The organism is Pseudanabaena sp. FACHB-1998 (assembly GCF_014696355.1).
In the GTDB taxonomy this organism is placed as follows: domain Bacteria; phylum Cyanobacteriota; class Cyanobacteriia; order Pseudanabaenales; family Pseudanabaenaceae; genus Pseudanabaena.
This window is the reverse complement of the sequence record NZ_JACJQA010000014.1, coordinates 32,964-54,873: the sequence shown is the minus strand read 5'-3', so window position 1 is coordinate 54,873 and position 21,910 is coordinate 32,964. Positions and strand designations below refer to the sequence as shown.

The window sequence follows — 21,910 nt, the reverse complement described above, 5'->3', positions numbered from 1 at the left end:
ATTTACGAGCTTAGCTTACAAGTTAGCTGGTTTCTTGATTAATCGCTCTAGTGGCTAATTTAATCGCTCCAATAATCAACAAGAAAATCACACAACTTAAGATTGCTAATATTGTTTCCTGTGGCTTAGGGGAAATAATTACAATAAATCCTTGATCTTTAATCAATGAAGAGAAGCTAGACACACAAAAGGGCATTAAATAAAGTCGAAATATTTGCCAATAATCTATTTTGCTATGACTATTAGAAACGCTTAATACCAATGCAGTACCAATTACACCACTAATTCCCATAGCATTGATCCATAATTTAGGTGTAGGGTCAAAATAAAAAGTAATGACTACTAAATACCAAATTAAATAGCACCATAAAATCAATTTATTGAGTTTGATTTCTTGAAAATATTTCATCAACCATTTCATAGTTTGTATGCCCCGAAAATTACAATAAAATCCAAAGAGGCTGATTTGCTAGGGAAGCGAGCAAATCAGTCTCTTTGGATTTTAGGAAACCGATGTACTGATCACTACAGGTTGATATCCTGCGGTAGCTGGTGAAACAGTTGAGATAAAAACTAACGGTTCTTCGCCATCGTTCAATACTCCATGTACAAACCCTTTGGGCGCAATCACGATATCTCCTGCGGCGATCGCTTCAGTTGTGCCTTGTTGGTCTAAATAATATTTGCCTTTGCCCTGCAAAATAGTCCAAGTATCCTGTCCATGGGGATGAAGATGGGGCGCAATCTCTTGGTTGGGGTTAATGTACCAAGCAACCACGACGGTATCTGGAGATTCGGTAACAACTGAGCGAATAGGCTCTCCGTTTGTTGATTTAAAAAACTTAGCACTATCAAAAATTCGGCTATTACTCATTTGTGTCTATCTTTCCTAGCAAGAAATTAGTCGATCTATTCGCGACTCTCATTTTCTAGCTAAATATCTTTACAGTTTGTCTAACTAATCACCTTGCTAAAATTTCAGTAATGTTGTCATTCTTGTTAGACCACAAAACCCAAGAAGCGAGTTGCGGCGCTTCGCGCCGCAACTCGCTTCTTGGGTTTTGATTTGTCCTAATGCAATTGACCACAGCTATAATTTCAGCTTTGCAAGAGGTCTACTGCAATATTCCTAAATTGTGACTACTCTTCCAAGGAACCTCTGGTTACACCGAGTTGATTTTGTAACTTTAACTCCTTCCAAAGCTTAGAGCCAGAAATTTTGCCAGCTAAAAGTTGTTGATAACGGCTAATCGTTTCCAATACTTGCAAAGGCGACTCATTGACAAACTCTAGACGAAAATGTCGCACACCTATTTCTAGAAAGCGTTGTACGAATTCTGCACCTGTTTGAGCTGTGCCATTAAATACCGTATTGCGACAGCCCGCGTCCGCTAATAGGACGTGTTCTGCTCCTGTGCGATCGCGCAATTTCACCTCATGCTTGTCGCAGGGACGACCGCAATTAGTGTAATCAGTTCCCTCAGAGAGAAAAGCACAGAATACACAATGCTCCATGTGGAACATGGGCATATGTTGATGGATGGTGATTTCAAACCATTGGGGAGGACATTTTTTGAGCAAGGATTCCAATTGATGGATGCTGAGATCGTAGGAAGCGGTGAGGCGTTCTAGGGGGAAAGATTTCTTGAAATAGTTAGCGGTTAAAGGATTCGCGATATTAAATGAGAAGTCGGCAATAATTCTTTCTTCTGCAAAAAACTGTAAATGGTCGTAATTGCGAATTAGATAACCATCAGCATTGCTAGAGCGCACTTGCTGAAGAATATAGTTCTCATTGGGCTTGGTAATGCGTGGTGGTGCAACCCAAATGCTCGGCGCATGGGCAGCTTGTCTGGTCATTTCCACCGCAACCCGATAGGATGTCGGGTCTTCAAATTCACAATAGATGGTCGCAATATCGGTAGTTAGAACTGCTTTTAATTGTTCTAAATTTCGCACCAAGACAATGGTTTGGGGCGCAAGCTCAGTAGCCGATTCAGGCTTAGGTAATAGATCAGTATAGGAATGAGAATGCAGTTGCCAACGTTTGGGACTACTGCGAAGGCTATCTAATTGCTCGACCAGTTCTCGACGGATGCGATTTAATTCGCTGACAGGCAGCATCGCTGCGCCTTGCAAATAATTTTGCAGGGTTCCCAAACGGAAGGGCGTATTTCCCAATCTTCCCAATTGCTCCGTTAAACGTTCCGTTGTTAAGGGCTTATTGGTCGCTTCCTCTAATAACATTGCAGAATCCACTTGAGCAACATTCCCTTGACCATCGCGGGCGATCGCTGTCAGAGCCTGTCCAATTTCGCCATGAATTTCGATGTCAATGGGACGCTGAAAGAGAATCTTTTCGCTGGTATAGGTTTGGCGCAATTGTTTATCGAGTTCAGGATCATTGGTTTTCCAAAGGCGATCGCCTACGCGCACCCGCCGCAAATCCACATCGCGCCGCCCAAAGGTGACGATGGTATCTTTGCCTTGCGATTCCACTGCATAGATGCGTCCTCCTTCTTCGCGATCAGCAGGTTTACCCGCATCAAAAACCACACCATCTCCCGCCTTGAGGGGTGCTTGCAAGCGCAACATCACCTGCTTATCACGACCATCAAGGATCTGGGTGATTTCGCCCAAATACACACCGCGCTTTTTACCAAATCGGGCATGGACAAGGGCTTGATTGTCGATACCATCCAGCCAACCCGTGTATAGCCCTCGCGAAAATGCCATTTCTAATTGGTAGCGATCGCCTGTACTTACCTGATTTTCTAAGCCTGCCACCACCCGATCAATGGCTTGACGATATACCTGCGTCACACTCGCCACATATTCAGGATGCTTCAATCGTCCCTCAATCTTCAGGGATACTACTCCCGCCTCGATCAATTCTGGCAAAACCGCTAACCCTGCCAGATCTTGCGGACTAAGCAGATAACGGCGATCGCCTAAATCCATCGGCTGACCATCAACAATCATTTCGTAAGGCATTCGACAGGCTTGGGCGCATTCCCCACGATTTGCCGATCGCCCGCCCAAGGATTCACTGGTCAAACATTGTCCCGAGTAGGCGACACATAAAGCTCCATGCACAAACACTTCTAGGGGTAGCGAAATCTGGCGATCGCCGATATGTTTTTGGATTTTGCGAATTTCGGCGATCGAGCATTCTCGCGCCAAAACCACTAAATCACATCCCAAGGACTTGGCAAACTCCACACCTGCGCCACTAGTAACCGTCATCTGGGTTGAGCCATGAATCGGGAAATCGGGCGACAAATGGCGAATTAATCGACATAAGCCCACATCCTGCACGATCGCCGCATCTACGCCTGCCGCAATAATCGATCGCAAATAGGATTCTACCGAGCCTAATTCCGATGTAAAAATCAAGGTGTTAAGGGTCACATAACCTTTCACGCCGCGACGATGCAGAAATGCCATCAACTCAGGCAAATCCGCTTCCGTAAAGTTGTGCGCCCGCATCCGCGCATTAAACTTTTCCAAGCCAAAATAAATGGCATCCGCCCCATTTTCCACTGCGGCTTTTGCACAATCCCAAGTTCCCGCAGGGGCAAGTAGCTCTGGGGCTTTGATCGTAGGACTTGTAGGCTCAGTCTCTAAGGATATCGTAGGATTGACCGTCATAGGAAAAATGTGGAGTGCTGTCCTATTCTAGGTTAATACGCAAGTCTGCAAGTGGCGATGCTATTTGTCGTTACGAAATGGACGTTTCCGCACCTATCCCCGATTAGCTGACCAAGACCGTTTATAGATTAAAGATTTACAGTTGTTGAAGCTGAACTTGAGAATTTCTAATGTTAAGGAAAAGGGGATTGATCAAGTCCTGAACGACGAGACGATCGCCATTTTCAACAGGAAGGATTTATTGCTTTATTGAGAGATAAATAGATTGAAGTTTGTTATTAATGTTGGCGAGAGGCGATCGCTAAGCAAACAGTGTATTTTCATGAAATGAGCAAAAGTTTTTTCGCTTATAAAATTTTTAAAAAGGAATCCAACCTATTTTATCGATCCATTCCTCAGCTTCAGAAACTTCCCAAATCAGATTTAATTCTTCAGCGGCTTTGCTGAGAGGCAGGTTTGGACGCAACCAAAATAATCCCCAAGTGTGTCTACCTGATGACCAATGATCGTCTAAGTGTGAAGGCATACTTTTTCGATTATCAGTGATCAATAATCTTTTTGACATTTCTAAATAGATGAGAATTTCAGGATCGAGTGTTCCTAAAGTTGGCATATTTTCTTCACCGACTCGCATGATATCTATTTTGGGGTTAAGCCTTAATAGTGCAGATTTCAACTTTGGCGGAAGATTTTCGTCAAGTAAAAAGCGTATTTTCATGAGATGAGTAACCATTTCTTTTTTGTCTGCTCTCTATTTGCTCGCAATCTTGCGATTACTTCTGATGGTTCTTTCTTTAGCCATTCTTGATAGTGTTGTTCCTGTAACTGCTCTAGGCAGAACATATACTCATCAACTTGAGCGCGATTACGCCAATAATAGGTAATTACGGCATAGATTTTTTCTAAATTTAAGCTTGGCAATTCTTCTAAAATGTCTTCGGGACTATAGCCGCTTAAGTAGTATTTGATGACATCTTGGATGCCAATACGATGACCTTTGATGCGGATGTCATCTGGGCTTAGAAAATCGAAATAGTCTTCTAAAAGCATAGGTATTGCCTCTTCTATGTGAATAATATCTTAGCTCAGTCGTGATTGCCTTAAAAATTCATTATTAAAGTTTTTGGTGAAACTCCTATTCCAGACTGCTATAGTATCTACAGAAAAAATCTAAAAAGTAAATTCATAATCTTTCGTCTCTTTAGACTCCTCGCCTACTCTCAATTACAAAATGAGGATATGGGTATATGAAGTACACAACAAAGAAAATAGAAATTCGCAAAGAGCTTAAGATCCGAGTACGTGAGTGGCTCATTGATTCTGGAGTTAAGTTTATTGAGGATAAAAAGCCAATTGCACTTGGAAGCTCACCTGTAGATTTCCTCATAATTGAACCCTTTTTAATGGTCATAGAGGTTAAATGGTTTAGCCAGTTCTTTTGGCAATTTAAACAAAAAGATATATTGGCACAACGAATTAATCTTGCTAGTCAATATGGGCGCTATATGCCAGTCGTTGCCGTCACAAGTCAAGAAGGTGAACCGATTGGAGAAATACCTCAATTCGATGTCGAGCGTAATTTTTTGTTCTTTGACGATGTTATTGATGGCGAAAATCTGCCTAGCTTTCATCAGTTTAGGGAGTCAATCAAGCTTAATGAGTTAGTTCAAGATATTTTAAAAAGAGGTGAGTCTATAGATTTTCACATAACTGATTCTCAAGAAGTGGAAACCATGTGGGAGAATTCACTCAATCTTTCTAGCTTTTTGCAAGATGAGCCTTTTCCTAATGACAATATTGCAGAACAATTGAGAAAATTATCAGAAGATTGTTTATCTATTGATAGAGAACGGAAATTGGGGCGTAACCCTGATATCAAAATCAATAACGTTCAAACTCTCAGATTGTTACCAAAATTTAAACAAGGTTTTAAAGAGGTAATTAAAAATGAAATAAGGAAATTTGGTGGTGAACTCGAAGAATATAAAATTTCTGAACATTGGTCACAATATAAGTTGCCTTTACCTAAACCAATTATTTGGAGGTCTCCTTATGGCAGAGTTGTAGCTATTCAAGTTCTTTTTGCATTCGATTTCCAATACAAAAATAATCGGGCTAGACAGCTAATTTCAGATGCGTGGATGATTAGAGCTTTGTCGGAGAATAAAGTTGATGATCTGGTTATGCTGTTAGAAAAAAGTGAAGATAATAAGTCGTCAACTTATTTTATAAATGTGTTGGAATCTGCGGGCTGGACAGTTTTACCTTGGGATTTTGCCAAAAAACGACCTCTCTTTATGGAGTTTATTTTGGAAGAAAGAGAAGTTTTCTACGAGCGAATTGCAAAAGTTTATGCCTGAGAACTTACCAGAAGAGATAAAAGCTTTGCAAGGTATTCTAAGTCAAGCTGAAAAATTAGATATAGCAGTTTATCGTGAGCTACAGAAATCGCAAGCTCTTTTAGAACATGGATTTTATACTGAGTCCGCTTTACGTCTTGGTCGAGCAGTTGAGGCTAGTATTTATAGCACTGCTACACTGCTCGGTATATCTGTATCTGTTTCTGGATTAAGTCAGCTTGACCACATAGGAGACGAGATCAAGGTAGCACAAGTAATAATTGCTCAAGGTCATTTGGATAATGGCATCAAGAGGCTTTTGAACTGCATAAAAGGTTTAGCAGATGCAGTAGATATTTTAGTTATACCAAAGCAAAATACCACTCAAAAGCAGTCTCGTGAAAGACCTTTACCTAACCGACAACTCTACAAAGCTTGTAATGAACAAATTGGAAAATTAGAAATTAAGGACAAGAATACTATTAGGGCAAAACTTGGGAGGGAGTCTTCTCAGGTAGAGGAACTTGGAGAAATACGAAACAAAGCTGCTCATGCATCCTTAGACGGTGAAGAGCGCGAAGTTAATAGGGAGGAGTATATGGATCTTGTTGGTAAAGTTTCGACAGTTATTTCAACCTTGTTTGAAATCAAAGTTATTTTGCAATCTTCGTAAAAAAGTAAGGGGAGCGAAATACTCCCCTTACTTTTTATATAGTGCCATTTACGGTGCAGTTGTTGTTAACACTGCTACTGATTTTGCATTTGGAGCTTTAGCTTGAAGAAACTGGGTTTCTTTTACAGCTTGATTGGATAGAGAGAAGAGAGGGTTAGATGCAATACCAGCGATCGCTGTGAAGATTAGCGTAAAGACGATCGCTGCTTGGAGAGGCTTCATACCTACTTGAGTCCATGCGATCGCTGGATAGTTCTTGATCGAAGCAGACATTTCTTGAGGCTCCTTAACTACCATCATCTTGACGACGCGGATGTAGTAATAGAGAGAAACTACGCTCATGACTAGCGCTAATAAGACCAAGCCGTAAGCTTGAGCTTGCCAACCTGCCCAGAAAATGTAGAGCTTACCAAAGAAACCTGCGAGGGGAGGAATACCACCAAGCGAGAGGAGGCATACACTCAAGGCGAGGGTGAGCAAAGGATCTTTTTGGTACAAGCCACTGTATTCACTGATTTGATCGGTTCCTGTGCGGGATGCAAACAGGATCACACAGGCAAATGCACCCATGTTCATGAATAGATACAGGATCAAGTAAAAGATCATGCTGGCGTAACCTGCTTCGGAGTCGATCGCCATGCCGAGCATTACAAATCCTGCTTGACCGATGGAGGAGTAAGCCAACATCCGCTTCATGCTGGTTTGAGCGATCGCGACCACATTACCCAAGACCATACTCAAAATGGTCAATACGACAAACACGTAATGCCATTGCAGCGAAGCCAGAGGAAACGCGGTAATCAAAAATCTGAGCGCTAGTCCGAAGCCAGCTACCTTAGAGCCAATCGACAAAAAGGCAACTACAGGCGTAGGCGAACCTTCGTAAACGTCAGGTGTCCATTGGTGAAAAGGTACTGCGGAGAGCTTAAAGGAAACCCCTGCAATCACAAATACCATCGAGATGATGAGGGCTGTGTTGCTAACGGTGATCTTTGAGGCGATCGCGGACAGAGAAGTTTCGCCGCCTGAGAGTCCGTAGAGCAAGGACATGCCATAAAGGAAAATTGCTGAGCTTGCCGCACCGACTAACAAATATTTCAGCGCTGCTTCATTGGAGCGTGGATCGCGTTTGGTGTAACCCGATAGCAAGTAAGACGAAATACTCAGGGTTTCAAGGGAGACAAATACCATCACCATTTCGTCGGAGCCAGTGAGGAACATCCCGCCGAGGGTAGCACTGAGCAAAATTACGAGATACTCGCCCACTACTACGCCTGACTGCTCTAGATAACGTACTGAAACGAGGATCGTAAATAGAGCCGATAGGGCAATAATGCCACGAAAAATAATGCTGAGTTTGTCGCTATTAAAACTGCCCAAGAAGGCGATCGGATTTTCTAAGCTTGTCCATTGCCACACAAGGGCAGCGGTGACTGCGACTAAACCAGCGATCGCAATATAGGGGAGAACATTTGCCGACTTGCGCCCCGATGCAATTAGATCGACGACTAGCACAAGTACCAATGTCCCAATGACAATTAGTTCTGGCAAAATCGCGCCACTATTGAGTAGAGCATTGAGACTTGCTGTATCCATACTTAATTCATGTGTTGTTGCTAAGGCAATTGTATAGCAAAAGTAGAGAGCGACACTCTGTACCGCTCTCTACTTTTGTATAGCAATTTACAATGATTTCAATAAAAATTTAGCTACCTATAATTACAAATGCTATGTATGGCTGCTGGTATTTACAGCGCTTTGTGTTCAACCTCGAACCAAGAAAAATTGAAAAGCGTTGCTTCGCAACGCTTTTCAATTTTTCTTGTGGTTCTTTTTATACTTTGCGATGATCGCGTTGAGTCTTTGTAGAGCCATTCGCTGAGGTATTTGCCAAATTATTTGCAAAGGGCTGTAAATTCCAACCAAACACCATAAAGCTTTTGTGCTTGCGCTGCATCTGACGCAGGATCTTGACCACTTCCATCAAATCTTCGCGGTTGTCTGGAGGTTTCTTGGTGCGTAGCCTTGCAAAGGGCAGAAGCACCCCAAACTGAGCAGCAGCATTGCAAAATGCGTTAAGCATTGCTCTTTCGGGGGCATGGACTCCTATGGTTGCCTCACCCACTTGAATCAAACAGCCTTTATCACTGCCCGTTGCCTCACGGGTAACCCGATCAATTGTGAGCGAACAACGCATCGTGATGTAGTCCGACACCGCCACAGGATCAGAAAAACTAACATTCCAATCGTGGCTCAGAGCATCAAGCCTTGAGCAGAGCATCAACCAAACTGTAAAAAATTCGGAATAACTTTGGCGATCGCCTTCGCTATGGGTGGCAATACCAAACGAACGAGCCTTAGATGCTGACAGCAACAAAATGGGATCGGAAGCATCAGAAACATGAGTCATAGTCAAAACCAAAAAACTCTTTGATAAATGTACATTATTCAAAGAGTTTTGTCACCTGTCATTTATGGCTATAAATAGGCAAAACCTAGCAAAAAATTGTTTTCTTTGATTTATGCTAGGTTTCTGATGGAATTACTTGCAAAACTGACTTTGGTAAAAGCTTGTCTTTGAACCAAACTGTGAGAGCAGGTGTATCGCTCACCTTTACACCTGCTTTTTCGAGATTTAGACGCTCGGAAATTGCCAAAATTAAATTTTCACAATTAGCCAGCCTTACCTGCGAAAACTTCTTGCGTAAATATTCAGGTCGCCAATACCCAACGATCTCTAATAAGTAACTCCGCCCGTCAGGATGCACTAACCGAAAATCAGGAATCATCACGCTTCCGGGAATAGGAATTAAATCTACTTCTCTTTCTAATTTCCATTCCGTTTTTAAATCTGCCCATTTTTCTGCAAAGGAGGCTTCAAGCGCACTGTCATACATTTTACCCGCAGGATAATGGCTGACTAAGCCACAGTCTGAATTGAGGGTAAATAGACCTGTACGCTTTTGTTTTGAATACGCATCTTTTTCGACAAGGGTGGCATTTAGGCTCCATTTAGTAACATGGAGTAAAGCAGGGAGAAGTTTGGCGATCGCTAGTCCATAGCGTGTACTTGTGCCAAATAAACTAGTCGCGCCATCCACGGTAATCGTAAAGCCATAATCAACATCGCCCTCGATATAGGACATTAATTGAAAAAGCTTGAGATAGCGAAAGAGAAGTTTATATTCCCCCGGGTCATTGCGATGCACATTGAGAGTCATGTGACTAGCGCGATAAAAAATCCCTTGTACCTGCGAGAGGTTATAGCGATGGATTAAGTCTTCAGTAGTTGGTGTATCAAATTGCGTCAGAATCCGATTCTCCATCAGATCTGCATACAGCCCTTGAGTAATTTGAGAAGGAAGTACTTCGCGATTGAGTTCTTGAGTAAGTTTATCCGCAAGTTTCTCTAACGTTTCGCCAGTAGCTTGTTGACTGGGAATAACTTGAGCCGACAGTTCAAAGACGCGGCGGCGCAATTCCTGCGGTTCTAATGGACTAATAATTTCAAAGGTGCTAAAGCTAGATTTGAGAATATGCGCTAATCCCCGCTTTACGCGATAATCAGGCGTATCACCTTCTAGTTCTTGCAATTGGCGATCAAGTTCACTTTGAGGCTTACCTTTGCAACTTTCAAAAATGGCAATTAATACCCTAGCGATCGCCTGATGTTGATCATCCAATTTCAATCTTTTGGGAATGACGGTTTCGCCATTCAGTCGATGCATCAGAAGTTCGCTAGGCAGCATAAAAGAAAAGGCTTATAGATTAGTTACAGCGATTAACGACCAAACGAACCATAAGATATTTTTTGAAAGTGTTACAAAGCAACACTTTCAAAAAATATCTGGATTTGGGTTTGAGGGCAAAGCGCTTTATTATGCAGCATCTATGGCGATCGCTTTGTTCTTTTATGGATAGAACGTTAGCTTAGGCAAAGCTAGGGACTCTTCCCAACCCATCATGATATTCATGCATTGCAAAGCTTGGGCGGCTTGACCTTTCATCAGATTATCGATCGCCGAAACGACGATCACTCGCCCTGTGCGCTCATCGACTTCCACACCGAGATAACAAAGATTTGTCCCTAAGGCCCATTTGGTTTGGGGGAAAGTATTTTTAGGCAATACTTGCACCCATTCAGAATTGCGATAAAAGGACTTATAAATAGTCAGCACATCATCTTTAACCAGCCCGGGGTCACGCAATTTCGCATAGACCGTTGAGAGAATACCGCGAATCATCGGAATTAAGTGGGGCGTAAATTGGACTAATACCTCTTGACCAGCCATATCGCTACAAATCTGCTCAATTTCGGGTGTATGGCGATGATTAGCAATACCGTAGGCTCCGAGCGAGCCGTCCGCTTCCGCTAGCAACAAATTCGTTTTTGGCTGACGACCGCCGCCCGAAGTTCCCGATTTGGCATCAATGATAATCGTACTAGGATCGACCAAGCCTTGCTTTAGCAAAGGCTGTAAAGCTAATAAACTTGCTGTGGGATAGCATCCTGCACAACCAACGAGATCCGCAGTGGCAATGCGATCGCGATAAATTTCAGGTAAGCCATAAACCGCTTTGGCATTAACTTCAGCATCGGTACGCGCTTCTTTGTACCAAGACTCATAGACTTGCAGATCGGTGAAGCGATAATCTGCGGATAAGTCCAAAACTTTACAGCCCTTCGCCAGTAGACGGGGCGCAATTTTGCTAGCTAAGCCATTAGGCAATGATAAAAATACGACTTTGCAGCGATCGGCTACCTCTTCAGGTTCAGCGTTTTCGATGGATAAATTGACAGCATGGGAGATATGGGGATAGAGATCAGCAAAATTTTGTCCCACAGAACCACTACCGCCCATATAGGTAATATTTACCAAGGGATGCTCTAGTAGCAACCTAACCAATTGGATACCGCCGTAACCTGATGCGCCAATAATGCCTACGGGGATACGATTCTGTGCGCTCATAAATCTACTCCATCAAAATAATGAAAATGCTTTCTGCTTTTGGGCTAACAACTTAGCACAAGGCAAGTCTTTAGAGAAATATAAATGTAAAATTTCCTCAAGTCGGAAACATTTGATGCATTAATGGCTTCACAGAAGCAATTTTTGTTAGCGCAACTTTGCTGCGCGTAAGTCCCAGAAATATTTTGAAAGTATTGCTTCGCAATACTTTCAAAATATTTCTGGGTTTAGTTTTGAGGACAAAGCGCTGTAAATAAAAATGCTCAGGCGTTTACAATGAGATTTACAGCAGGACTGAAAACTAAAGTAAAAATTTTTACTTTAGTTTTCAGTCCTAATCTTTGTCCTATGTTCTTTCCTGTCTGAAATTTAATGGCTGAATTAGTTCTGTCCTCGGCTCATATTAATCGCGCTGCCCTTACACCGATGATGCAGCACTATATCGAAATGAAGGAGCAGTATCCCCATGCGGTGATGCTGTATCGATTAGGGGATTTCTTCGAGGCTTTTTTTGAGGATGCAGCACTAATTTCACGGGAATTAGAATTAGTCCTCACGGGGCGCGATGGTGGTAAGGCGATCGGGCGGATTGCGATGGCAGGGATTCCCCACCATGCCCTCGATCGCTATGCCAATCAGTTAGTTGAAAAAGGCTACTCGATCGCTGTTTGTGATCAAATGGAAGCAGCTTCAGAAGCACAGGGATTAGTGCGTCGAGAAGTAACGCGAGTAATTACCCCCGGAACCGTGATCGAAGAGGGAATGCTGGCGGCGAAGAAAAATAATTTTTTAGTAGCGATCGCCAATGGGGGTGATAACTGGGGTTTAGCCTATACTGATATATCCACAGGCGAATTTGCGGTTACGCAGCTAAATAGTACTGAGCATTTAATTCAAGAACTATTGCGCTTACAACCTGCGGAAGTTCTCATTCCCATTGATGTGCCAAATCCGCAATTATTTCGCGGCTCTAAAGCCGAAAAAGCAGGAGACTTTTGGGAAGGGATCGCCCAGAAAAAACAATCATCTTTGCCCGAACCCTTTAGCGCTCTGCCTGAAAGCTTTTGCTATACGCCGCGATCGCAATCTGCCTTTGCCTTAGCTGAAGCCAAACAGCGGATTATCGATACATTCCGAGTGCGATCGCTGGAGGGATTTGGCTGTCAGTCTTTACCCTTAGCGATTAGAGCCGCAGGGGGGATTTTAGAATATTTAGAATCCACTCAAAAAAGCGTGAAGATGCCATTGCAGGGGATTTGCACCTATGCAATCGCTGATTATTTAATTCTTGATAATCAAACGCGCCGCAATTTAGAAATTACTCAAACCGTGCGTGATGGGACATATTTTAGTTCTCTACTTTGGGCTTTGGATAAAACGACAACGGGCATGGGTAGCCGTGCTTTGCGGCGTTGGCTATTGCAACCTCTCAAGGATCTTGCCACCATTAACGAACGTCTTGATACGATTTCCGAACTATATAAACAACATTCTCTCCGCAAGAATCTTAGAAGTTGTTTAAGTCAAATTTATGATATTGAGAGACTATGCAGCCGCATTGGTGCAGGTACGGCGAATGGACGAGATCTCATTGCTGTAGCGATATCCTTAGATCGAATGCGTGATGTTGCCGATGTTGTGGCAAAGTCCAACTCCCGCTATTTAAAGGCTCTACAATCCGTGCCATCGGAACTGCTCCAATTGGGCGCACAGTTGCAAAAAACTTTAGTGGAAGAGCCGCCAATTTATATCACAGAAGGAAATATTATTCGGTCGGGAGTAAATGAACAATTAGATCATCTGCGTCAACAGAGTCGTGATGATGTGGAATGGTTGGCAGCCTTTGAGAAACAGGAAAAGGAACGCACGGGCATTAATACGCTCAAAGTTGGCTTCAGCAAAGCTTTTGGCTATTACATCAGCATTTCTCGCGGTAAAAGTGAACAGGCTCCCGCCGACTATATCCGCAAGCAAACTCTGACTAATGAAGAGCGCTATATTACGCCTGAATTGAAAGAACGGGAAACAAGGATTCTCAATGCGGATAGTGAATTAAAGCAATTGGAATATGACCTGTTTGTGGAATTGAGATTACTTGCCGCCAAACATATCGAACCAATGCGAACTCTGGCTACAGCTCTCGCCGCCGCCGATGTGCTATGTAGCCTCGCCGAAGTTGCCGTCACCTATAACTATTGCCGTCCTGAAGTAAAGAGCGATCGCGCCATTTCTATTCATAATGGTCGTCATCCTGTTGTTGAGCAGTCCTTACCCGCAGGCTTTTTTGTTCCCAATTCCACCTATCTCGGTAATGATCAACAGTCTCCTGCTTGCCCCGATCTGATCGTGCTAACTGGCCCCAATATGAGTGGCAAAAGCATCTATTTGCGCCAAGTAGGACTAATTCAATTAATGGCACAAGTTGGTAGCTTTGTCCCTGCGGAGTCGGCAACTTTGGGCATATGTGATCGCATTTTTACCCGCGTTGGTGCGGTCGATGACTTAGCCACAGGGCAATCGACTTTTATGGTGGAAATGAATGAAACCGCGAATATTCTCAACCATGCTAAAGAGAATTCCCTCGTACTTCTTGATGAAATTGGGCGCGGAACTTCCACCTTTGATGGCATGGCGATCGCATGGTCAGTTGCGGAATATATAGCCAATAACATCAAGGCTAGGGGCATATTCGCCACCCATTATCATGAACTGAATGAACTGGCGAGTCTGCTTCCTAATGTGGCTAATTTCCAAGTCACGGTTAAGGAATTAGAAGATGAAATAATTTTCTTGCACCAAGTTCAAGAGGGTGGTGCGGATCGTTCCTATGGCATCGAGGTGGGACGCTTGGCAGGTTTGCCGCCCAGTGTAATTAGTCGCGCCAAGCAAGTATTAGAACAAATTGCCAAAAATAGCCATATTGCCACAGGCTTGAGATCGGGCGGTTCTCACAATAAGTCCAGTAAGTCTAGTAACCTAGGCGATCGCTCTGATAATTCTCCTCTTAAATCATCCAAAGATTTACTTCAAAAAGCTCAAATGACTATTTTCGATCCGCCCCTCTCCCCCAACGAATAGGAATAGATTGGAATCAAACTATTTCGGCTTTGGGTAGTACAGCTAAGTTTTGCAAGAGCTTACTTCGCAAGCTTTTGCAAAACTTAGCTGGTTTTTAAAACCCTTACGGGGTTTGGGTTTTAATTTACAAAAGTATTGGCATGTTTTCGTGAATTGGTATAAAGGTACAAAATAGAACTCAAGGCGATCGCCTTCAGGATTAATCCATCCATCCAATATTTTTATTGTTTATCTTTTGTAACTGTTCATTAGAACCTGTGGGGCGATGGTAGGGATTGCGATCGCGCTGAGGATAGGGCTGTTCTACGGGTTGCTTGCGAGGGGTAGCGCGATTGTTTTGAGGATTTTGGGATACCAACTGTGAGGAAGTTGGTGCGACGACTTCGGGCGCTTGGACTGTCTCTAGGGACTTAAGTTGTTCTGAGAGTTGAATATTAGCTTCCGCAAGGCGCAAATTATCACGCTTCACTTCTACTAGTTGCTGATCTAATTCACTTTTGAGACTTTCGATCGCCGCTAAAGATTTTTGCAAAAGTTCCATATTAGTTTGACTGAATTTCAAGTCCTTCTGCAAATCGGTAATTGTCTGCAAAAGTTCAGTTTCTTTCTGTTGAGATTGGGTCAAAGCTAATTCTAGGGAAGCAATTTTAGCTTTAGAGTTTCTATCTTCAGCACTCATAAGAGCTTGACTAGTGACAGATTGACTGGGCGCTTTGCTAACAGTATCAGTGACAATTTCTGCTTTTACTTCAATGGTTTTATCAGTATTTTCGGGAGCGATCGCGGAATCCGATCCTTTTTGGGCTTCATCGCGCAGTAAATCGGAAATTCCAACTTTCTTTTTAGTAGACATAGTATTAATTGAGTTTTAATTGGGTTAGTAAAGGTTTGAAGAAGCTGGCTTTGCCAGCTTCAAAGTTTAATCATTTGAGAATATCTCGCCTTAATTCATCAACGACTCGTCGATAATCAGCTTCTGCTTCTCTTGCATTTTTACCCTTCCATTCCGTTACTAATTTCCCTTCCAAAGCTGCACGTTCATGGGCTTTATAAGCTCTCACAAAGGCATGAAAGACAGGTACTCCCACCTCTTGCAAAGTATTTTGCGCTTCTAAAGCCTCATTAAGACATCGGGGATCAACACGGGTCAACAAAACTCGATGGGGTACTTGGGCGGGACGCACAGTACTTTTGACAGTTTCGATCAGGGCAGTTAAGTCCATTGGTGCTGGTGGACTGGGCAAAACCAAATAGTCAGCGATCGCCACAACTGTCGCAAGGGCATGGGAATGTAGGGCAGGCGGTGTATCTACCAATACTAGATCGTAAGTGCTAAGTTTCGGCAATTTTTTTAAATGGGTAGGATCAATTTCCTTAGCAATATCAAAACCCATATTCTGATTGCCCCGTCCTACCCACCAAGACAAACTTCCCTGTATGTCTGCATCAACTACTAATACTTTTGCGTCTTGAGCTAATATTCCTGCCAAGGCGATCGTTGTAGTAGTCTTGCCGACTCCTCCCTTGCCATTGGTTACAACTACGATCTTGGGAGAGTTTTTTGGGGAATTTGCCATGCTGTCTTGTCTCCTAAATTAAGATGCAATCCATAACCCATATTGGAAGAATGGCGAAGCCATTCTTCCAATATGGGTTATGGATCATTTTTTGCGTACTGGTTGGCTTACAAATAAAACGGCGATCGCTAAACAAGCTAGACCGACATTGATCGCCACATCAGCGATATTAAAAATTGCAAAGCGAATGATTCGCACATCAATAAAGTCCACTACATATCCCGCCACAAAGCGATCGATGCCATTACCTGCGGCTCCCGCTAAAATGCAGCCATAGCCCAACTGTTCCCAACGATTGAGATTTTTGCTAAATATGCCAAAGCCAACTAAGCCTAAGCTCACAATCATAGATACCCACTTGAGCCAATCAATTTGTCCGCTAAACAGGCTAAAGGCTGCGCCAGTATTAGTTGCATAGGTCAAGTGAAAGACTCCATCAATCAATGGAACAGAGCGCCATTCTTTGAGGTATTGAACTGCTAAATACTTGGAGGCTTGATCGAGAACTAATCCCAAAGTTGCCGCAATCCAAAAGAGAGAGTTCCCGATTTTGCCAGATGCCATAGAAGGTTTTGAAAAACAACTAAAAAATATTCTTTAAAAGAATGCGATTTTCGATGGTGTGGTTTCGCCGCTTCATCGAAAATTTTCTTATCTCTGATAAGTAGCTGGGCATAATTAAAAACCCAGAACCAAAGCCTGTGGCGCACTCAAAGTTTGCGCCACAGGTTTTGGTTTTTAATTATGCCTAACTACTTAATTAAGGGTCTAGCTAATATCAATGAGACCCAGCCAAGCCAAAAGCCCTTTGCCAGTAATAAATTCGATCCCTACCGCAAGAATAAATCCAATCATTGCAGCACGACCATTTAAGCGCTCTGCATAGGTATTGAATCCCATTTTGGGGTCGGCGGCCTGTGGCACTTGATTTGGTTCAGTCATGATCAAAAAAGTCCTTGTTTTGCATAAAACTTAATACAATTCTACCCCATAGAGTAAAAGCGATCTTTAGCTTTGTAGACGGTACATAAAACCGAAGAGAATAATGGCGGCGCTTCGCACCACCCTTCCTCTCTTTGATTTTGATTTTTTAAGTTTTGTTTTCGGATTGTAACGACCGATTTCTTGTAAACTTAGTTAAATAAATATGTAAAATCATAAAATTTTACTGAATTGCAGCTAGCAACATAATGGAGTGTAAACTGGCTTGGAAAACCATAAGGAAAAAATCCTAGTTGTGGACGACGAAGCAAGTATTCGTCGGATTCTGGAAACACGTCTCTCGATGATCGGTTACGAGGTGGTCACCGCCGCAGATGGCGAAGAAGCGATCGAAGTTTTTCATAAAGAAAATCCTGATTTGGTGGTTCTTGATGTAATGATGCCAAAGCTCGACGGCTACGGGGTATGTCAGGAGCTACGCAAGGAATCTGATATTCCGATCATTATGTTGACAGCTTTAGGTGATGTCGCCGATCGCATTACGGGCTTGGAATTGGGTGCAGATGATTACGTGGTTAAGCCATTTTCTCCCAAGGAATTAGAAGCTCGAATTCGTTCAGTTTTGCGCCGCTTTGATCGCAATGGCACATCAGGTATCCCCAGTTCTGGTGTGATTCATATTAATACGATCAAAATTGATACCAATAAGCGTCAAGTCTATAAATCCGATGAGCGTATTCGCTTAACGGGTATGGAGTTTAGCTTGTTGGAGCTTTTGGTTGGGCGATCGGGTGAGGCTTTTTCGAGAGCTGAAATTTTGCAAGAGGTATGGGGCTATACTCCAGAGCGTCATGTGGATACTCGCGTTGTTGATGTGCATATCTCGCGCCTACGTGCCAAGCTCGAAGAAGATCCTAGTAATCCTGAGCTAATTTTGACGGCGCGGGGGACGGGTTATCTGTTTCAGCGCATCATTGATGGCTCAGAAGCAAAACAATCTTAATAGAAAGGGTTCGCGTTGCGAACCCTTTCTATTAGTTTTAGTGCAACCCAGTACTTCCAAATCCGCCTGTTCCGCGATCGCTACTTCCTAACTCACCTTCGATATAATTTGCTTGAACGACAGGCTTTAAAACTAATTGAGCGATCTTCTGCCCCTTACTGAAGGTATAGGCTTCAGTTCCTAGATTAATTACAATTATTTGAATTTCACCCCGATAACCCGCATCCACAGTTCCGGGAGAATTTAAAACTGAAATTCCATGCTTGAGGGCAAGTCCACTTTTCGGACGAACTTGTAACTCGTAGCCAATGGGAATATCGACGGCTAAGCCCGTGGGAATGGCGGCTCTGTTTAAAGGTTCTAGAGTTAGTTCCGCAACGGAATAAACATCGGCTCCTGCATCGCCTACATGGGCATAGCTAGGAATTTGAGCATCGGGATGGAGCTTTTGAAATTTAATTTCTACGATTTGCATTTTGCAGCTTAGTTATTGTCGTGGGATGTCGGGAGAGTTGTGGTGCAAAGCACCACAACTCTCTTTTGGAGATTTGGGATTAGAAATTGAGGTTATTAGATGGTTGATTAGGGCTAGAAGTCGGATTTGGTCGGGGTGCATCCGTAGGAGTGGGTGCAGTGGTGGGATTTTCGGTAGGGTTAGGGTTATTAGTAGGATCAGGCGATCGCGGAGGACTCGTAGGAATGGGGCTAGTAGTTGGATCAGTAGTCGGGCTAACTGTTGGTTGCTCGCTGGGAGATGGCAAAGGTGTGAGCTTTAGCGAAGGGGTTGGGGTTGGGATTCTAGTGGTTGCGGGCTGAGGTCTAGCAGGAGTCTCTAATTGCACATCTAATTTGTAATTCGTTTCACCAGAACCCGTAGTTTTGACCTTGATGTAATATACGCCATCCTTTTTTAATCGACCTTGCCAGTAACCCGTCGCATTATCGATCGCCCTACGGTCAAGCCCCACTTGTTCATCGGTTTCGATCGTCATTTTCAGATCTGCACCAGTGAGGGATACCGTTAGCAATTGCTCTCTGTCGCCATTGACGCGCACATTCACCACTTGACCGGGCGCAATTTTTTCGGAAATAGTACCGCGCTCTAATCCTTCTCGAACATTGCGAAGTTCGATGCTGGTATTGATGTTAGTAACGCTCGTGGCGCTAGGGGTGCTACTTGGCGAAGCGATCGCTGTCTCGGTGGGATTTGAGGCTACGCGATTACGTCCAAAAAACATAGATGTAACCGCCCACGAACCAACACCAGCGATCAAAATAATCAAAACTCCCAGAAACCAGTTCACGCCACCCCTATTATTAGTACTGGTGCTGCGAGGTGGATTATTGGCATAATTGGCAGGTGGACGCATGTTTGCGCCCGCTACGACAGTACGCTGCGGGATATTTGCTGCCACCGTGGAAGGCACTTGGCGACCTACCGCATAGGTTTTTGCCCCTGAAAAAGAAGCTTGAGCAACCTGTAAAGCCTGCATCACTTCATCTGCTGACCGATAGCGATTAGTGGGTTTATAGCTCAGCATTTGATTGATCACTCTGGCAAAGGCTGGATTCACATTGGTAAATTGTTGCCAATTCCATGCCAGATTGATGCTGTCAAATAGTTCTGAGGGTTCACGCCCCGTCATCAGCACGATGGAAGTTACGGCAAGGGCATAGAGATCGCTATTGGCATAGGCATTGCCCGACTGTAACTGCTCTGGGGGCGCATAGCCTGCTTTACCTGCAACCGTTGAGGCAGGAATTCCCATTTGTGAATTGAGTTTGGCATTGGTTTCTTGCACGACTCCAAAATCAATCAGCACAGGTAAATTATCCTGCGATCGCAACATCAAGTTTTCAGGCGAAATATCGCGGTGAATAATATTGTGACCATGCAAATAACTCAGCACTGGTAAAAGCTGCTGCATCAAGGCAAAAATTTCATTCTCCGAAAAGGTTTGTCCAGTCTTGAGGCGATCGAGCAGCAAATTGCGATAATTTTTGCCTTCTACATAGTCTTGAACTAAGAGTAGCCTTCCCTCTGACTCAAAGGTAGCGCGGAAATCTGGCACTTGAGGATGGCGAATTTGATAGAGTACCGAGGCTTCACGCCGAAATAATTCCTTCGCTTTTTCCGATACCTCTAGGGAATCTTGGGGAGGAATAAATTCCTTAAGTACACAAGTCTCATTAAAGCGCTCTAGATCTTGCGCTAGATAAGTGCGCCCCATACCACCCTGTCCAATCGTTGAGCGGATAGCATAGCGACCTTTAAGAACAAAACCTTGGGGGAATGGGGATTGCATAAAACATTAACTAAATGAATATAAATGGTTTAAATTTGGCAAAGCCAAATTTAAACTTAATACCTGACTGCCATCGCACTGCCACGAATCAAATATTTGGGGCTTTCAATATCAATAGATGTGCCGACCTTGACCTTTTCATTACCAAATACCACACCGTCGTTGGTGACTCTGGCGGTAGCTTCGAGGGTGAGGGCTAGGTCAGACTGAGATGTGGAGACGGCGCGGGGATCATCAAATAAAACTGGAGAACCATCTGCTTTAGCAGCAACAACTTTTGGGGTAGAAATATCAACTTTTTTGATAGTGACTTCGCCGCGTGGTTGGTTACGAATGATGATGTTAACTTTGTCGCCAACTTTGACTAAGTTTTGAGGATTAGTGGCACTAAGACCGCGTACATTCATGTCTACTTGGACAGTTTTGTTTTCGGCAGATAGCATTTGCGCGATCGAACTGCCGCTATTACCGGGGACAACAAATAAGCCGACGAGGACGATCAAAATTGTGGCGATCGCGCCGATGTCCAAAATGCTAAGTTTGCCAAATAAACGACCTTGCCGATCTAAAAGTGCCATGCGTATTTGCTGAATGTAACGGTGGAAATAGGTTTAAAGAGAAAAATTTGAGAAGACGAGTAAACGCCGTCAGCATTACAGTATAAGCGTAAATTGAATTTGTTCAGACATGTAAAGGGCTTTACAAAATTCACTTTGCTTTGGGTAAAGCGTTTAAAAGCTCTTCAGTAATGATTTCGGTCATGATGCTCGATAGTTTGGGTAACAGGATATCGTTAGTGCGGCTCATCGAATCCACCGTAATCTGGGGCAAGACACTAATTGCTTTTTTACCTGTTGAAGATTTGTAAAAGCCGATGATATCGCGCAGTTCTGTCTCGGTGAAATACTTGTCATAAATAGGATAGGAAACCTGCTCCACCAATTGATTGAGGTCAATCTTTTTAATCACGCGATCGCGATATTTGATCGCCATCCGCGACACAATATTACTAAATTGCTTTTGGATTTCGGGGCGATCGCTATCTAGGGCGGGGACAGCCTTCAAAATTGTTGATACCAGCTTCGGTAATTCCGCTCTTACCATCGCGTCCATAATTTGGTTAGCATTTTTACTTGATTGCGTTATTTCCAACAATTCTTTAATCAATTCACGCTTTTCTGATGAAATTACAGGGGAGGCTGATTCTGGGGATTTCTTGGTTTCACTGCTCTCTTGCGGAACTTGCGCGATCGCCTGATTTAAGCTTGAGGACGGTAATAGAGCCGCAGTTGTCAGTAACGAAGAAATAGCAATAGTTGCAAAAATACGATTGAGCATAGTTGTATTAAGTAGATAGCATTTGTAAAGTTG

General features: G+C 43.3%; 21 protein-coding genes. 4 read left to right on the top strand and 17 right to left on the bottom strand.

Annotation, left to right across the window (positions count from 1 at the left end; all coding sequences use genetic code 11):
* Positions 1-22: 22 nt before the first annotated feature.
* From H6F42_RS05920 to H6F42_RS05900, 5 genes are all read right to left on the bottom strand, one after another.
* Positions 23-421 carry a hypothetical protein gene (locus H6F42_RS05920; RefSeq protein ID WP_190398437.1) on the bottom strand — a complete coding sequence of 133 codons (399 nt, stop codon included), beginning with the start codon at positions 419-421 and terminating at the stop codon, positions 23-25.
* Positions 422-502: 81 nt separating this feature from the next.
* The gene (locus H6F42_RS05915; protein ID WP_190398436.1) at positions 503-874 is read right to left on the bottom strand and encodes a cupin domain-containing protein; all 372 of its coding nucleotides are present in this window, start codon (positions 872-874) and stop codon (positions 503-505) included.
* A gap of 266 nt (positions 875-1,140) precedes the next feature.
* A complete protein-coding gene (locus H6F42_RS05910; protein ID WP_190398435.1) occupies positions 1,141-3,651 on the bottom strand; it encodes a U32 family peptidase in 2,511 nt (836 codons plus the stop codon).
* A 358-nt stretch (positions 3,652-4,009) separates the two neighbouring features.
* Positions 4,010-4,369 carry a DUF5615 family PIN-like protein gene (locus tag H6F42_RS05905; protein WP_190398434.1) on the bottom strand — a complete coding sequence of 120 codons (360 nt, stop codon included), beginning with the start codon at positions 4,367-4,369 and terminating at the stop codon, positions 4,010-4,012.
* Complete coding sequence (locus H6F42_RS05900) at positions 4,366-4,701, bottom strand: DUF433 domain-containing protein (protein ID WP_190398433.1); 336 nt, start codon at positions 4,699-4,701, stop codon at positions 4,366-4,368. The genes H6F42_RS05905 and H6F42_RS05900 overlap by 4 nt, the downstream gene beginning before the upstream one ends.
* Before the next feature lie 197 nt (positions 4,702-4,898).
* Between H6F42_RS05900 and H6F42_RS05895 the strand changes: the two genes are divergently transcribed.
* Together H6F42_RS05895 and H6F42_RS05890 are read left to right on the top strand one after the other, a co-directional pair.
* On the top strand, positions 4,899-6,011 hold the full coding sequence (locus H6F42_RS05895) for a hypothetical protein (protein ID WP_190398432.1): 1,113 nt from the start codon (positions 4,899-4,901) through the stop codon (positions 6,009-6,011).
* Positions 6,004-6,663 carry a hypothetical protein gene (locus tag H6F42_RS05890; protein ID WP_190398431.1) on the top strand — a complete coding sequence of 220 codons (660 nt, stop codon included), beginning with the start codon at positions 6,004-6,006 and terminating at the stop codon, positions 6,661-6,663. The genes H6F42_RS05895 and H6F42_RS05890 overlap by 8 nt, the downstream gene beginning before the upstream one ends.
* Before the next feature lie 48 nt (positions 6,664-6,711).
* Here the strand turns inward: H6F42_RS05890 and H6F42_RS05885 are convergent, their stop codons facing one another.
* From H6F42_RS05885 to argC, 4 genes are all read right to left on the bottom strand, one after another.
* Positions 6,712-8,259, bottom strand: a complete 1,548-nt coding sequence (locus tag H6F42_RS05885) for an NAD(P)H-quinone oxidoreductase subunit N (RefSeq protein ID WP_190398430.1) — start codon at positions 8,257-8,259, stop codon at positions 6,712-6,714.
* Between the two features lie 238 nt (positions 8,260-8,497).
* A complete protein-coding gene (locus H6F42_RS05880) occupies positions 8,498-9,073 on the bottom strand; it encodes a hypothetical protein (protein WP_190398429.1) in 576 nt (191 codons plus the stop codon).
* A 115-nt stretch (positions 9,074-9,188) separates the two neighbouring features.
* A complete protein-coding gene (locus H6F42_RS05875; protein WP_190398428.1) occupies positions 9,189-10,412 on the bottom strand; it encodes a DUF790 family protein in 1,224 nt (407 codons plus the stop codon).
* A gap of 162 nt (positions 10,413-10,574) precedes the next feature.
* Positions 10,575-11,633 carry an N-acetyl-gamma-glutamyl-phosphate reductase gene (argC, locus tag H6F42_RS05870; protein WP_190398427.1) on the bottom strand — a complete coding sequence of 353 codons (1,059 nt, stop codon included), beginning with the start codon at positions 11,631-11,633 and terminating at the stop codon, positions 10,575-10,577.
* A 372-nt stretch (positions 11,634-12,005) separates the two neighbouring features.
* Here argC and mutS point away from each other — a divergent pair, with 372 nt between their 5' ends.
* A complete protein-coding gene (mutS, locus tag H6F42_RS05865) occupies positions 12,006-14,711 on the top strand; it encodes a DNA mismatch repair protein MutS (protein ID WP_190398426.1) in 2,706 nt (901 codons plus the stop codon).
* A 199-nt stretch (positions 14,712-14,910) separates the two neighbouring features.
* Here the strand turns inward: mutS and H6F42_RS05860 are convergent, their stop codons facing one another.
* The 4 genes from H6F42_RS05860 to H6F42_RS05845 all read right to left on the bottom strand — a co-directional run bounded on the left by H6F42_RS05860 (position 14,911) and on the right by H6F42_RS05845 (position 17,230).
* A complete protein-coding gene (locus tag H6F42_RS05860; RefSeq protein WP_190398425.1) occupies positions 14,911-15,564 on the bottom strand; it encodes a hypothetical protein in 654 nt (217 codons plus the stop codon).
* A 70-nt stretch (positions 15,565-15,634) separates the two neighbouring features.
* On the bottom strand, positions 15,635-16,288 hold the full coding sequence (locus H6F42_RS05855) for a ParA family protein (RefSeq protein WP_190398424.1): 654 nt from the start codon (positions 16,286-16,288) through the stop codon (positions 15,635-15,637).
* 84 nt (positions 16,289-16,372) lie between these two features.
* On the bottom strand, positions 16,373-16,852 hold the full coding sequence (lspA, locus tag H6F42_RS05850) for a signal peptidase II (RefSeq protein WP_190398423.1): 480 nt from the start codon (positions 16,850-16,852) through the stop codon (positions 16,373-16,375).
* Between the two features lie 204 nt (positions 16,853-17,056).
* Entirely contained in the window at positions 17,057-17,230 is a 174-nt protein-coding gene (locus H6F42_RS05845) for a hypothetical protein (RefSeq protein WP_190398422.1), read from the bottom strand.
* A gap of 265 nt (positions 17,231-17,495) precedes the next feature.
* Here H6F42_RS05845 and rpaB point away from each other — a divergent pair, with 265 nt between their 5' ends.
* Positions 17,496-18,233 (top strand): response regulator transcription factor RpaB, encoded by a 738-nt coding sequence (rpaB, locus tag H6F42_RS05840; RefSeq protein WP_190398421.1) that lies wholly within the window; start codon positions 17,496-17,498, stop codon positions 18,231-18,233.
* Positions 18,234-18,270: 37 nt separating this feature from the next.
* Here rpaB and dut read toward each other — a convergent pair whose 3' ends face one another.
* The 4 genes from dut to H6F42_RS05820 form a co-directional block, all read right to left on the bottom strand.
* Complete coding sequence (dut, locus tag H6F42_RS05835) at positions 18,271-18,708, bottom strand: dUTP diphosphatase (protein WP_190398420.1); 438 nt, start codon at positions 18,706-18,708, stop codon at positions 18,271-18,273.
* Between the two features lie 79 nt (positions 18,709-18,787).
* The gene (locus H6F42_RS05830) at positions 18,788-20,539 is read right to left on the bottom strand and encodes a serine/threonine-protein kinase (RefSeq protein ID WP_190398419.1); all 1,752 of its coding nucleotides are present in this window, start codon (positions 20,537-20,539) and stop codon (positions 18,788-18,790) included.
* Between the two features lie 56 nt (positions 20,540-20,595).
* The gene (locus tag H6F42_RS05825; protein WP_190398418.1) at positions 20,596-21,117 is read right to left on the bottom strand and encodes a DUF4330 domain-containing protein; all 522 of its coding nucleotides are present in this window, start codon (positions 21,115-21,117) and stop codon (positions 20,596-20,598) included.
* 130 nt (positions 21,118-21,247) lie between these two features.
* On the bottom strand, positions 21,248-21,877 hold the full coding sequence (locus H6F42_RS05820; RefSeq protein WP_190398417.1) for a DUF2059 domain-containing protein: 630 nt from the start codon (positions 21,875-21,877) through the stop codon (positions 21,248-21,250).
* Between the last annotated feature and the right edge of the window lie 33 nt (positions 21,878-21,910).